The following is a 14,027-nucleotide window of genomic DNA, read 5'->3' on the forward strand; positions in this document are numbered from 1 at the left end:
CACCGGGAGAAGGTGCCCGAAGGGCGGATGAGGGAGAAGCCTCCCACGATGCAGTGCCATTGGAAATTGGACGTTCTTCCCTCATCCGGCGCTTCGCGCCACCTTCTCCCACCGGGAGAAGGGAAGATTCGTTTCGTCATCCCGGCGCACGCCGATACGGCGCGAGGATGGCCGGCTCGGCGAGCAACGCCTCGGGAATCAGCCAGCGCGGCTCGCGGCCCGCGGCGAGCAGCGCGCGCACCTGGCTCGCCGAGATGTCGAGCGGCGTGACCGGAATGCTGAGAACCTTGCCGGACGGCGCATCCTGCAGTTCGCGCGGCGAGCGCGCGCGGCGCGGCACCGCTTCGCCGACCAGTTCGCCCGACCAGGGCTCGGTGCGGCCGGGCCGGGTCAGCATGACGATGTGGGCGAGGCGGAACAGCTGCCGCCATTCGCGCCAGGTCGGCAGCGAACCGAACGCATCTGCGCCGACGAGCAGGATCAAGGGCTGCGCCTCGCCGAATTCGGCGCGCAGGCCGCGCAGCGTATCCACCGTGTACGAGGCGCCTTCGCGGCGCAGCTCGCGCGTGTCGACGACGAGGCGCGACTGCCCGGCGAGCGCGCGCTCGAGCATGTCCACGCGCTGCGCCGCGCTAGCCAGCGGCACGGGCTTGTGCGGCGGCACGTGCGCGGGCATCAGGCGCACCTGCGCGTCGAGCGCCTCGGCCGCCTCCCAGGCGACGCGCAGGTGGCCGTTGTGCACGGGATCGAACGTGCCGCCGAGTATCGCGATCGGCTTCGGCAAAGGATGCGGAACGCGGGGCGAGGGACGAACGGCAGCGGTGGAAATAGTGCGCATGACTGTGCTGCTCCCTCGCCTCTCGCCTTTCAATCCTGCGCAGTCAGCAGCCGCGCGCGCGGCTGCGCGACCGCGACGAGCAGGCGTTCGAGTTCGAGCCAGGCATTGCCCGCACCGCGGCCCTTGCCGATGCGGTCGACGCGGCCGGCCTGGACCAGACAGGCGTCCCAGTGCGTACGATCGGCGCGCGCGAGCGCCTTTCTGTAGACCGCCTCGCGCGCCGGCCAGATGCGCTCGGCCTTGAACGCGGCGGCGAGATTGACCCGCGCGTTGGACAGGCGAGCCAGCAATTGCAATTGATTCAGCAGCCAGCCGAGCAGCGCGACGGGCTGCTCGCCCTCGGCGCGCAGGCCGGCGAGGATGCGCAACGCGCGTGCGCAGTCGCCCGCGAGCGCCGCATCGGCGAGCTTGAACACGTCGAAGCGCGCACTGTCGGCGACGAGGTCTTCGAGCGTCGCCGCATCGAGCGGTTTGTCTCCCTGCAGCAGCGCGAGCTTGTCGATCTCCTGCGCGGCCGCGAGCAGATTGCCTTCGATGCGTTCGACCAGCGCATCGATCGCGTCGCGCGTCGGCTTGAGCCCGCGCATAGCCATGCGCTGCACGATCCAGTCGGGCAGTTCGTTCGGCTTGAGCGGCCACAGCGGCACGAATGTGCCGGCCTTCTCGACCGCGGCGACCCAGCTCGTTTCGTGCGCCTTCGACCATTGCGTCGCGGTGATCAGCAGCACCGTGTCGGGCGGCGGATTCTCGCAATACTCGACGATCGCCGCGCTGCCCTCCTTGCCGGGCTTGCCGCTCGGCAGGCGCAGATCGATCAGTTTGCGCGTCGCGAACAGGCTCATCGCGCTTGCGCTCTGCGCAAGCTGGTTCCAGTCGAAATTCGCTTCCGCGTCGAACACTTCGCGCTCGACGTAGCCGAGCTCGCGCGCACGCGCGCGCAGCGCGTCGGCGGCCTCGAGCAGCAGCAGGTGTTCTTCGCCCGCGAGCAGGTAGACGGGCTTCAGCTCGCCCGCTGCGAGTTGCTTGCGCAGCGCGGGCAACGGTGTCGGCATTATTGGCTAGGAAACACGAAAAGCAGCGAAGTCGTGGGTCGCACGGAGCGCAAAACGCACAAATGCAGCTGGAATCCTCTTTGTGCCATCTGCGCTCTTTGCGGCTGGATTTCTTCTTCGCCTTGCCATCACTTTGCGAGGCGGCGTTCGAGCACGTCGATCTTGCGCATCACGGCCTGGGCCATGTCGCGCTCCATTTCGCGGCGGATCACGTCCTGTTCCGCGCCCGTGCCGATTGCCTGGGTCTGGTCGAAGGTGAAGCTGCGCATCTGCTCGATCGGCTGCTTTTGCAGCGCGGTCTTGCCGCTGCCGTCGACGACTTCGAGTTCGACGTGATAGACCATGTTGAATTCGTTCACGCGCGCGTTGCCGCCGACCGAACCGACCAGCGTCTGGATGCCGACCCCGGTCAGGCGGATCTCGGCGACGCCTTCGCCCGCTGCGGGCGCGATCGTGGCGCCTGCGCGCTTCATCGCGTCCTCGACGCTGCGCCTGAGCGGACCGGCCGGATCGGAACTGGTCACGATCACGCGCTGCAGGCTCGGCGTGAGCTTCACTTCGCCACGCAAGTGAAAACCGCACGCGGCGAGCGACAGCGCGGCGAACACGGTGAGGAAACGAACGATCGTCTGCATGCGCTTCATCCTACGACAATATTCACGATCTTGCCCGGCACGACGATGATTTTCTTCACCGCCTGCCCGGCGACGAACCTGGCGACGGTTTCGTCGGCGAGCGCCGTCTTCTCGATCTCTTCGCGCGCCGCGTTGACCGCGACGTCGATCTGCGCGCGCAATTTGCCGTTGACCTGCACGGCGAGCGTCACAGCGTCCTTCGCCAGTGCAGCGGGATCGGCCTTTGGCCAAGGCGCATTGATGACCGCGTCCTTGTGGCCGAGCGCGATCCACAATGCGTGACTGACATGCGGCGTGATCGGATTGAGCAACAGCACGATCGCCTCGAACGCCTCGTGGCGCACGGCGCGGCCCTGGTCGCTCCGGCTCTGATCGGGATCGTTGTCGAACTTGCCGACGGCGTTGAGCAGTTCCATCACCGCCGCGATCGCGGTGTTGAACGACAGGCGGCGGCCGAAATCGTCGCTGACCTTGGCGATCGTCTCGTGAATCTGCCGGCGCAACGTCTTCTGCGCCGCACTGAGCGCGGACGGATCAACAGCTGGATGATCGGGCTGCGCGACATGCGCATGCAGGTCGCGCCACAGGCGGCGCAGGAAACGCGCCATGCCTTCGACGCCGGCCTCGCGCCAGTCGAGCGAATGCTCGGGGGGCGCGGCGAACATCGAGAACAGGCGCACCGTGTCGGCGCCGTGCTTGGCCACCATCGCCTGCGGATCGACGCCGTTGTTCTTCGATTTCGACATCTTCTCGATGCCGCCGATCGACACCGGCTTGCCGTCGCTCTTCAAGATCGCGCCGACGATGCGCGCCTTGTCGTCGCGCTGGATCTCGACGTCGGCCGGATTGATCCAGTCGCGGTTGCCGTTCGCGTCTTCGCGGTAGAACGTCTCCGCGATCACCATGCCCTGGCAGAGCAGGTTCGTCGCCGGCTCGTCGCTATGCACGAGGCCCGCGTCGCGCATCAGCTTGTGATAGAAGCGGAAGTACAACAGATGCAGGATCGCGTGCTCAATGCCGCCGATGTACTGGTCGACCGGCAGCCAGTAGTCGGCGCGCTCGTCGACCTGTGTCGCCGCGCCCGGCGAGGTGTAGCGCGCGTAATACCAGCTCGATTCCATGAACGTGTCGAACGTGTCGGTCTCGCGTTCGGCCGGGCCGCCGCATTGCGGGCACGTGGTCTTTCTCCAATTGGGATCCGCTTTGATCGGAGATTGAACGCCCATGAACTGCACGTCCTCGGGCAGCACGACCGGAAGCTGATCCTCGGGCACCGGCACCGCACCGCACTTCGCGCAATAGACGATCGGAATCGGGCAGCCCCAGTAGCGCTGGCGCGAGACGCCCCAGTCGCGCAGGCGGTAGTTGATCCGCTTCGCGCCCTTGCCTTCACGCTGTAGTTTCTCGGCGAGATAGTCGAACGCCTCGCGGTAGTTCTTGCCGTCGAGCTCGCCCGAGTTCACCACGGTGCCGTATTCGGTGTACGCGCCTTCGGTGATGATCCGGTTCTCGAATTCCTCGACGATGCTCAGCGCGCTCGGCGCCTCGACCACGTCGATCGCGCGGCTCTGGCCGAGCGCGGCGGACATCGCATCCTGGTTGCCTTCGGCCTCGCGCCCGAGTTCGGTGATCGCGTCGCGCACCGCATCGCTGACGATCACCATCTTGATCAGCAGGTCGTACTGGGTCGCGAATTCCCAGTCGCGCTCGTCGTGGCCCGGCACGGCCATCACCGCGCCGGTGCCGTAGCCCATCAGCACGAAGTTCGCCGCCCAGATCGGCAGCTTCTCGCCGCTGATCGGATGGATCGCGTGCAGGCCCGTGTCGACGCCCTTCTTCTCGGCGGTTTCGACCGCAGCTTCGGACGCAGCGACGTGACGGCATTCCTCGATGAACGCGGCCAGCTCCGGATGGTTCTTTGCGGCCTTCAGCGCGAGCGGATGCTCGGGCGCGATCGAAACGAAGCTGACGCCCATCAGCGTGTCGGGCCGCGTCGTGAACACGGTCAACGGTTCGCTTTCGCCCTCGACGCCGAAATGGATTTCGAGGCCCTCCGAACGGCCGATCCAATTGCGCTGCATCGTCTTGACCGCGTCGGGCCAACCGGGCAGCTTGTCCAAACCGTCGAGCAATTGATCGGCGTAATCGGTGATCTTCAAGAACCACTGCGGAATCTCGCGCCGCTCGACCAGCGCGCCCGTGCGCCAGCCGCGCCCGTCGATGACCTGCTCGTTGGCGAGCACGGTCTGGTCGACCGGGTCCCAGTTGACGACCGAATTCTTGCGGTAGGCCAACCCCTTCTTGAACAGGCGCACGAACATGCGCTGCTCGTGCACGTAGTAGTCCGGCCGGCAGGTCGCGAACTCGCGCGACCAGTCGATCGCGTAGCCCATCGTCTGCAACTGCGCGCGCATGTGGTCGATGTTGGCGTAGGTCCACTTCGCCGGCGCGGTGTCGTTCTTGATCGCCGCGTTCTCCGCGGGCAGGCCGAACGCGTCCCAGCCCATCGGCTGCAAGACGTTCTTGCCGAGCATGCGCTGGTAGCGGCTGATGACGTCGCCGATCGTGTAGTTGCGCACGTGGCCCATGTGCAGCGCGCCGGACGGGTACGGCAGCATCGACAGGCAGTAGTACTTCGGCTTCGCCGCATCCTCCTTCACCGCGAAGGCGCGCGTGTCGTTCCAGAATTTCTGCGCCGCGGCTTCGACGGCGGCTGGCTCGTAGATGTGTTCTTGTTCTTGCATGGGAAGAATCGAAAAAAGCGCGTCCGCGCGCCGTTGGCTGGCCGCGCAGGGTAGCGCAGCAGGGCGTTCGGCGCCAATTTCCTGGCTCGTCATTCCGGCAGGGACTGCCGGAATCCAGTCACAGGGAGGTGAACGTTTCGATGTATTGCAACGTACCATCCTTGGCACTGGATCCCGGCAATCCCTGCCGGGATGACGCATTCCTTTCATGCACCGGCACTATATCTATCCGTATGCTTAGCCCACGACTCGCCATTCTGATCGCCCTCGCCTGCATGACCGCAGCCACCGCCGACGCCGCATCCCCCGCCAAACCGCTGGCGGACAAAGTCCTCGTGCTCGGCCATCGCGGCGCCAGCGCCTTGCGCCCGGAACACACGCTCGCCTCGTACGGCAAGGCCATCGAGGACGGCGCCGACTTCGTCGAGCCCGATCTGGTCATGACGAAGGACGGCGTGCTCGTCGCACGGCACGAGAACGAAATCTCGGGCACGACCGACGTGGCCAGGCATCCCGAATTCGCCGCGCGCAAAACGACCAGGACGATCGACGGCCGGCCGGTCGCCGGCTGGTTCACCGAGGATTTCACCCTTGCCGAGCTGAAAACCCTGCGCGCGCGCGAACGCCTGCCCGAATTGCGCCCCGGCAATACGAAATTCGACGGCGAGTTCGCCTTGCCGACCTTCGACGAGATCATCGGCTTCGTCGCCGCGGAATCGAAAAAGCGCGGCCGCGTCATCGGCATCTATCCCGAAATCAAGCACTCGACCTGGTTCAAGGGCATCGGCCTGCCGATGGAGGACGTCGTGCTCGCTACGATCCGCAGGCACGACTACACCGCGAAGACGGCGCCGCTGTTCATCCAGTCGTTCGAGATCGGCAACCTGGAATACCTACGCAGCAAACTCGGCGACCTCGCGCCGCGCGTGAAGCTGATCCAGTTGCTCGGCGAATCGAAAGAACGGCCTTACGATTGCGTCGCCGGCAAGCAGCCGCTGGACTACGCGCAAATGATGCAGCCGCAGGGGCTTGCCGCAATCGCGAAGTACGCCGACGCGATCGGCCCGAACAAGCTTTCGGTGATTCCGCGCACGGCCGACGGCAAGCTCGCGGCACCGACCGCACTCGTCGCCGACGCGCACGCAGTGAAATTGCTCGTGCACCCGTGGACGTTTCGCCCCGAAAATGAATTCCTGCCCGGCGATCTGCACACACCGGGTACGCCGGCCACGCGCAACGACGTCGGCGCCGTCGCGGAAATCCGCGCCTACCTCGACGCCGGCATCGACGGTTTCTTCACCGACGATCCCGCGCTCGGGCGCCGCGCGCTCACGCGCCGACCTTGAAATAATCTGTCAGTGATCGGCATGAAATGACGTAACCCCTGTGCAGGGTCCTTGCGCACCGGAGTTCGTCATGAAGTCGTCGCTTTCTTTCCGTTCCTGCCCGGCATACGCCACTGCGTCGTCGGTCCTGTTCTGCATCGCGCTCGCCGCTTCGGTGACCCACGCCTGCCCGCCCGGCACGATGCCCGATCCGAAATACGATCCTTCGATCCCGGCCGCGAGAGCGCATCCGCAACGGTGCGTCCCGGCACCGAAACCGTCTGTGGCCAGGTACAACGGCCCGATCAATCCGAATATCGAACATGCCGCCCAGCCGCATTCCCAAACGCCGATGCAGCAGGACCGCAGCAAGCTCAAGCCCCAACCCGGCCTTCCGATCGAGCATGCGAGCAGCGCATCGAATACGCACGGGATCATCTTCGTCGGCGGTAAGAACGCGATCAATTCGCAGCCGGTTCCGCCCGGAAGGGCAGCACTGAATCCGCAGCCGATTCCGCCGGGACGCACGCTGTCGCCGACGCCGCACCCGGGCTCGCCGATCGAGAAAGCCGAGGGCCATTGAACCGCCGCGCCCCCGGAGCGGGGCTTGCGCAAATGCCCATATCGAGGAACCCAGCATGCTTCGCCCATTGCCGATACCGATGCTCGCGACACTTCCGCTGCTTTTCGGCGCGCCCATTTGCGTTGCCCATGCCGCCGGCGGCGCAAATTGCGATGCCCTGATCGACGCGCAGACGAAAGCCGCCACAACGCCGAAACATATGTACATCACCGAAACCGCCGCCTACAAGAACCATCGGATCACGCACAGCGAGGCGATCGAGACGGCCGGCATGCGCTATCTGCAGGTCGGCGGCAAGTGGAGCTCATACCCCTACGACGGCAAGCAGGAAGCGGCCGATACCGCGCAGGCGTGGAAGGAGGAGAACGTCAAGATGACCTGCACGCGCACCGGCGACGAAGCCGTCGACGGCCAGCCGGCCGCGCTCTACCGCGTCCACCAGACCAGCGACGCCGCTACCGTGGATACGCAAATCTGGATCGCGAGCGGCAGCGGCCTGCCGCTGCGCCAGACCGTCGACATGGACGTCGGCGGCAAGCTCGGCAAGAGCCATCGCGAGATCCGCTACGACTACGCCAACGTGCAGCCGCCCGCACCGTGACTTCCGGGAGACCCGACATGAACCGAACCCCGATCCTTTCGTCGATTCTCGTCCTGTTGATCGGCAGCGCCGCGACACCGCTGCTCGCCGCGGGCGAAAGCGTCCCGGTCTATCCTGGCGCTGCGAACAAGACGCCGGGCGTACCCGCAGGCGGCCCTTTGTCGCAACTGGAAACCGCCGACCCCGTGGCCAGGGTGGATGCCTGGTACGGCGAACGCCTGCCGAAGAATTGCGCGCACCAGACGGCGCAAGGCAGCGCGAAGTACGCCTGCCCCGACAAGAACATCATGATCACTCCGCACGACGGCAAGACGCTGATCACGTACATCGCCTCGATGGGCGGAATGTTCGGCCGCTGAACCACGCACCTCGATCCCACGGAGGCCATATGAAAGCGAAAGTCCTGATCGCCGCGCTGCTGCTCGTGGCCGGCTGCTCGAAGAACACGCCCGCCGACGTCGCCGCGTCGGCGGCGACCAACGCCAAGGATGCCGCCACCGCGTCCGCGCTCGCCACCGCACTGACGAACAAGGACAAGAACGCGCCGCCGACGCCGTGCGAAACGGACTTCTCCGCGCGCGACGCCGCCGACATCTTTACCGGCCCGGCGACATTGAACCGCTCTGCGATGAACGCCGCGCTCGGCGAGGATGAGAACGGGTGCGGACTGGGTGGCAGCGACGCCTTCATCGACTTTTCGATCCACGCAAAGCCGCCGATGCAGGGCGACAACAAGCAGACGTACCAGACTCTGACGAGCTTGCACGACCCCAAGGGCGCGCCGTTGTCCGGCGTCGGCGACAAGGCGATGTGGTTCGACGTGCACGACTCCAACGTGCCCGGCATGAACGAGTTCGACACGATCGCGATCAAGGGCGAAACGCTGTGCCTGGCAGACCTGCACTTCAAGAAAGGCGCGGACGGCGACAAGGCGATCACGCCCGCGCGCGGCGAGGAACTGGCGAAGAAGCTCGGCGCACTGTGCAACAAGTCGTTCGCCGCGCGCGGCGGCTGAGCGAAGCAAAGCGCGGCATTTTTTCCGAAGACGCGTCAGTAAACGCCGCCGAACGACGTAACCCTTGCGACAGCGCCGCAAACGGCGCGCTCGACGAGGAGGCGGTTCATGGCGTTGGCATCGAGGCAACGGCGCGCCGCGCGCCGGTTTGCGTGTTGCGGTCTGCTGCTCGCCGCGTCGTCGGCGGCCGTGGCGCAGCGCGCCTACGTCACCGGCCAACCGGTCGTCGCCTATGACGTGTCCGGCGCCACGCCGGCGCCGCTCGGCAACATCGACAGCGTCTACCTCGTCGCCGACCTCGCCGTCGCGCCGGACGGCAGCCGGCTCTACGCCGTCGGCGCCCAGGCCAACGCGGGCTACCTGCTCGTGCTCGACCCGGATGCGACCGACGCGAACCCGAATCCGCCGCAGGCCGTGCTCGGCAAGGTCGCCATCGGCTCCGCGCCGTTCGGCGGCATGGCGCTGTCGCCCGACGGCAAGACGGCATACGTCGCGAACTTCGGCGAGGGTTCGGTTTACATCGTCGACGTCGGCTCGAGCACGGCGCCGCAGGTCACGGCGGACGTCTCCCTGTGCGAGGGCGCCAGCGGCGTCGCCCTGAGCGCGGACGGAAGCGTCCTCTACGTCGCCTGCCGCAATGCGAACGCGATCGGCATCGTCGGCACGGCAGGGCCGTCGGTGACGACCATTCCGGTCGCGGCGTCGCCGGACCAGATCGCGTTGTCGGCGGACGGCAATACCCTTTACATCAACAATACGGGGACTACGCAGATCCTGGCGATGAATTCGGGCGGTACGACGACCGCCAGCGTGCCGACCGGCCCGGAAAGCCTCGCCGCCGCGCCGTCGGGCAGCACCGTGTATGCGAGCCTGTTCCGCGGCATGAACACGATCGGCGGCTTCGTCGCGATCGACTTCTCGAAAACCCCGGCCGCGGTCGGCACGCCGATCGACGTCGGCCCCAATCCGTTCGGCGTGACCCTCAGCGCCGACGGCAGCACGGCCTACGTCGTCAACACCGATCCGGTTTCCGGCGCCACGCACGGTTCGGTCTCGGTCGTCGATCTCGCGAGCTTCAAGGTGACGGCGACCCTGGCCGCGGGCGCGTACCCAAGCCGGATCGCGATCGGCGCCGCGCCGCCGCCGCGCGCACCGAGCGCGACCTCGCTGTCGCTCGACGCCAACGGCGGCGTGATCGGACAAATGGTGACGGCGAGCGTCGTCGTCACCTCGCCGACGGCCTCCCTCGGCGGGCCCAGTGTCCCGCCGACCGGCACCGTGCTCGTCAGCGAAGGCACGTCGAGTTGCACGGCAACGCTGGACGCGCCCGCCGCGCGCAGGAACAGCGGCAGTTGTTCGTTGCCGATCTCCGACTGCGGCGCGGCGACGTGCAACGTCACCGCGACGTATAGCGGTGACACGGTCTACGACCCGTCGGACGCAACCGCGATCCCGATCAGCGTCGGCGTCGTCGGTGCGACGCTCTCGCCAGATGCAGCGACGATTCCCAAGGGCGCAAGCGACGTGGTCACGGCAACGCTGAGCAATGCCACAGCGACGGCGGCCACGATCGACCAGTTGACGATCGAGATTCCCACGGAAGTGATGTCGGCCGGCGGCGCATTCGAATATGTCGGCAATACCTGCGGCAGCGCGAGCACGCTGGCCGGCGACCTGATCCTGACCGGCGGTTCCATCCCCGCGTCGGGCAGTTGCACGGTGACGTTCTACGCGACCGCGGGGATCGGCGGGCCGTACAGCTTCATCATCGATGAAAACGATTTGCAGACGTCGGCCGGCAACAACGTCACCGAATCGGATTCCGACCTGACCGTGGTCGCACCGGTGCCGCCGACGGTGGCGGCGGCCTTCGCACCGTCGACGATCGCGGCGGGCGGCACGAGCACGCTGACGCTGACGCTCGCCAACGCCAACGCCACGCCGCTGCTGCTCGCGGGCCTGACCGACACGCTGCCGGCCGGCCTCGTCGTCGCCAATCCGTCCGCCGCGACGACGAACTGCCCCGACGCCGCCGTGACCGCCGCGCCGGGCGGCAGCTCGATCGATGTGTCCAACGCCTCATCGGGCAGCGTCACCTCGACCATTCCGGCCGACGGCAGTTGCACCGCCAGCGTCGCGGTCACGGCGGCAGCGGCCGGCAGCTACATCGATACGATCGCGGCCGGCGCGCTGCACACGCAAACGACCTCGCCGCCGGATTCCTCCATCATCGGCGGGGAAGACGACAACACCGTCGCGGCGAGCGCCACGCTGCTCGTGAATCCCGCGCCATTGCTGGCCAGCACGACCACGCTCGCCGCCGCACCGAATCCGGCCATCGTCGGCAAGCCGGTGACGTTCAATGTCAGCGTCGATCCATCGAGCGCTCCGGCGCCGACCGGCACGGTCGTCGTCAGCGCCGGCGCGCTGAATTGCACGGCAGCGCTCGCCGCAGCCAGCGCGACCACGAGCACGGGCGCATGCGCGATCACCTTCGCCGGCAGCGGCAGCTATTCGGTGACCGCGACCTACTCCGGCGACGGCATCTACGCGGCCTCGAACGCCACGCTCGACCTTGCCGTCAATGCCGCGTCGGTCGGATCGGCATCCCCCGCCCCGGCACTCGGCGCCTTCGCCACGCTGCTGCTCGCACTGCTGCTGGCGCTCGCCGGCCTGCGCCGGCGGGCATGGCCGAAAATTTCGCGGCCATGAACACGGTCACGCATCCTCCGATGCTTCGCATTGCGATCATCGTCGCCGCGCTGCTGTCGCCGATCGTCCATGCCGGCGTGATCGTCGGCAGCGGTTCCAGCGTGCACTTCGCGGACGCCAAGGTCGATTTCGGCTGCGGCAATCTCGACGTGAACGGCACGGCCGACGCCACCGCAGCGACGCTTTCCAACCTGGCGGATTTCTCGCTCGCGGGCGGCGCATTCGCGCTCGGCGCCGGCACGCTCTCGCTCGGCGGCGATTTTTCCAATGCCGGCGCGTTCGCGCCGGGCACCGGCGGCGTCGCGGTCGGCGACGCTTGCGGTAGCGGCACCTCGACCTTCGGCGGCGCGAACGCGTTCTACGCGCTGTCGATCGCGACGAGCGCCGGCAAGCAGGTGGTCTTTCCGGTCGGCCTCGCGCAAAGCGTCGCCCACGCCGTGACCCTGCAAGGCGCCGCCGGCCGGTTGCTGCGCATCGCCAGCAGCGCCGCCGGCCGGCAAGGCGTGCTCGCGCTCGCCACGGGCGCGACGCAGACCGTCGCCTATGTCGATGCGCGCGACAACCTCGCCAGCGCGACGCCGATCGCGCCGGGCGCGCCGTCGCTGTACCAGTCAATCGACGGCGGCGACCTCACGCACTGGTTCGACGCTGTCGGCAGCGGCGGAGCGGCGGGCGACACCGCCGTGCCCGCACCCGCGCTCGGCCGCTGCGCCCTGCTGCTGCTCGCCGCGTTGCTGGCCGCATTCGGCGCCCGGCGGCGCCTCGCCCAGCCCACAACGAACCGCGATCGGCGAGCGTATCGCCGCGTCGCCGATCCGCTCGACATCGACGACAGGAAAATCCCATGATCTTGCGCACCCGTCCATTCGCGTTCGCCATCGCCGCGTTTCTCGCCGCAGGCGCAACGCTCGCGCTTGCCGCCGATGTGATCGTGCAACCCGCCGCCGGCAGCGGCTTCGTCGTCACCGACGCGAGCGGTACGAACGAACGCCTGCGCGTGCAGGAGTCCGGTGCGGTCGCGTTGCCGGGCGTACCCGGCGCGACCACGCAATCCTCGGCGCTGTGCATGAACGGCGCCGGTTTGCTCGGGCCATGCGGCGGCGGCGGTTCGCCCGCGGGCTATTCCGCCGGCACGGGGCTGGCGTTGTCGGGCTCCACGTTCTCCGTCGCACCGACCTACCAGTTACCCCAGACCTGCGCGACGAACCAGGTGCCCCAGTGGAGCGGCACCGCTTGGGGTTGCGTCGCGCTGCCGGGCGCGGGAAGCGCATTCACGTTGCCCTACGCGGCAACGATCAGCGACGGCGCGGCAGCCTTCGCGATCACGAATGACGGCGGCGATGCGCTCGACGGCTTCACCAGCCAGCTGCACAACAGCGGCGTGTATGGCCTCAACACCGGCGGCGGCAAGGGCGTGTTCGGCGTCGGCAACTCCGGCAACGGCGTCGAAGGCGCCAGCACGAGCGGCAGCGGCGTGAAGGGCGTCGCGGCCGGCAGGAGCGGGCAATCGGGCGCCGCCGGCGTGTGGGGCGACAGCCACGACTACTACGGCGTATGGGGTACGAGTGCAACCTACCACGGCGTGCACGGCGACAGCGATTCGCAGTCCGGCGTGTTCGGTGGCAGCAACACCGGCGCGGGCGTGTGGGGCGAAAGCAAAAACTACGACGCCATCCACGGCCATACCAGCAATCCCACCGGCACCACCAGCGGCGTGGCCGGGTTCGGCGACGGCAAGAACAACGGCGTCGCCGGCATCAGCACGAGCGGCAGCGGCGTATTCGGCACCAGCGCCGGCGCCGGCATCTGGGGCGAGAGCACCGGCTACGACGCCATCCACGGCCACACCAGCAATCCCACCGGCAACACCAGCGGCGTGGCCGGATTCGGCGACGGCTACAACAACGGCATCGCCGGCATCAGCGCGAACGGCAACGGGGTATTCGGCACGACCCAGACCGGACCCGGCATTTACGGGCACAGCGACTCCGGCTACGGCATGGCGACGGACGGCCCGGTGCAGCAGGCGCGCAGCCAGAACGGCTGGGTCAAGGCGATGGTGCACGCAAAACCGGTCAATCTCGGCGGCAGCGGCATCATCAGCTGTTTCAATTCGCAGTTGCCGGCAGACCAGGCCAGCGTCCCGCCTTGCGGTTTCACTTACGGCGAGCCGACCACCGGACTCGTCACCATCGACTTCGGCTTCCGCGTCGACGACCGGTTCTATGCGGCCACCCCGATGACGCTGGACTACTCGGTCGCGGTAGGCCCGCAATCGACCAACGTGATCGGCCTGTCCTTCAGCCATTACGTGCTCAATTGCACCACCGACTACAGCAAGTATCCGCCGAAGACGACGTGCTCCATCGACAACATCGGCCGCGACGACGGCGAGTTCGACCTGATCGTGTTCTGAAAATCCAGTTCCACCCACTTACGACAAGCGAGAGCCGGCATGGTCCAAATCGACATTCGTCCGCAGCGATCGATCGCACCCAACTGCGCGAACAGCCAACGCGAGA

The 14,027-nt window shown here is 67.3% G+C and carries 12 protein-coding genes; 8 read left to right on the forward strand and 4 right to left on the reverse strand.

Features of this window, described 5'->3' with window-relative positions; genetic code table 11:
* Nucleotides 1-136: 136 nt before the first annotated feature.
* The 4 genes from nadD to leuS all read right to left on the reverse strand — a co-directional run bounded on the left by nadD (nt 137) and on the right by leuS (nt 5,269).
* Nucleotides 137-838 (reverse strand): nicotinate-nucleotide adenylyltransferase, encoded by a 702-nt coding sequence (gene nadD, locus QM741_RS16240; protein WP_415208678.1) that lies wholly within the window; start codon nt 836-838, stop codon nt 137-139.
* 29 nt (nt 839-867) lie between these two features.
* The gene (gene holA / locus QM741_RS16245; RefSeq protein WP_415208679.1) at nt 868-1,890 is read right to left on the reverse strand and encodes a DNA polymerase III subunit delta; all 1,023 of its coding nucleotides are present in this window, start codon (nt 1,888-1,890) and stop codon (nt 868-870) included.
* Nucleotides 1,891-2,018: 128 nt separating this feature from the next.
* Complete coding sequence (gene lptE / locus QM741_RS16250) at nt 2,019-2,525, reverse strand: LPS assembly lipoprotein LptE (protein WP_415208680.1); 507 nt, start codon at nt 2,523-2,525, stop codon at nt 2,019-2,021.
* Nucleotides 2,526-2,530: 5 nt separating this feature from the next.
* Nucleotides 2,531-5,269, reverse strand: a complete 2,739-nt coding sequence (gene leuS, locus QM741_RS16255) for a leucine--tRNA ligase (protein ID WP_415208681.1) — start codon at nt 5,267-5,269, stop codon at nt 2,531-2,533.
* A 275-nt stretch (nt 5,270-5,544) separates the two neighbouring features.
* On the opposite strand from leuS, the gene QM741_RS16260 reads away from it, so the two are divergent.
* The 8 genes from QM741_RS16260 to QM741_RS16295 all read left to right on the forward strand — a co-directional run bounded on the left by QM741_RS16260 (nt 5,545) and on the right by QM741_RS16295 (nt 13,921).
* Nucleotides 5,545-6,615 carry a glycerophosphodiester phosphodiesterase gene (locus tag QM741_RS16260; RefSeq protein ID WP_415208682.1) on the forward strand — a complete coding sequence of 357 codons (1,071 nt, stop codon included), beginning with the start codon at nt 5,545-5,547 and terminating at the stop codon, nt 6,613-6,615.
* A gap of 70 nt (nt 6,616-6,685) precedes the next feature.
* Nucleotides 6,686-7,177, forward strand: a complete 492-nt coding sequence (locus tag QM741_RS16265) for a hypothetical protein (protein ID WP_415208683.1) — start codon at nt 6,686-6,688, stop codon at nt 7,175-7,177.
* 55 nt (nt 7,178-7,232) lie between these two features.
* Nucleotides 7,233-7,778, forward strand: coding sequence for a hypothetical protein (locus QM741_RS16270; RefSeq protein ID WP_415208684.1), 546 nt, complete (start codon nt 7,233-7,235; stop codon nt 7,776-7,778).
* 17 nt (nt 7,779-7,795) lie between these two features.
* Complete coding sequence (locus QM741_RS16275; RefSeq protein WP_415208685.1) at nt 7,796-8,137, forward strand: hypothetical protein; 342 nt, start codon at nt 7,796-7,798, stop codon at nt 8,135-8,137.
* A 29-nt stretch (nt 8,138-8,166) separates the two neighbouring features.
* Entirely contained in the window at nt 8,167-8,793 is a 627-nt protein-coding gene (locus QM741_RS16280) for a hypothetical protein (protein WP_415208686.1), read from the forward strand.
* Between the two features lie 108 nt (nt 8,794-8,901).
* Entirely contained in the window at nt 8,902-11,505 is a 2,604-nt protein-coding gene (locus QM741_RS16285) for an Ig-like domain repeat protein (RefSeq protein ID WP_415208687.1), read from the forward strand.
* Nucleotides 11,506-11,525: 20 nt separating this feature from the next.
* Nucleotides 11,526-12,353, forward strand: coding sequence for a hypothetical protein (locus tag QM741_RS16290; protein ID WP_415208688.1), 828 nt, complete (start codon nt 11,526-11,528; stop codon nt 12,351-12,353).
* A complete protein-coding gene (locus QM741_RS16295) occupies nt 12,350-13,921 on the forward strand; it encodes a hypothetical protein (RefSeq protein ID WP_415208689.1) in 1,572 nt (523 codons plus the stop codon). Before QM741_RS16290 ends, QM741_RS16295 begins: the two co-directional genes overlap by 4 nt.
* Nucleotides 13,922-14,027: the final 106 nt, after the last annotated feature.

The organism is Rudaea sp. (assembly GCF_047601565.1).
Classification (GTDB): Bacteria; Pseudomonadota; Gammaproteobacteria; order Xanthomonadales; family Rhodanobacteraceae; genus Rudaea.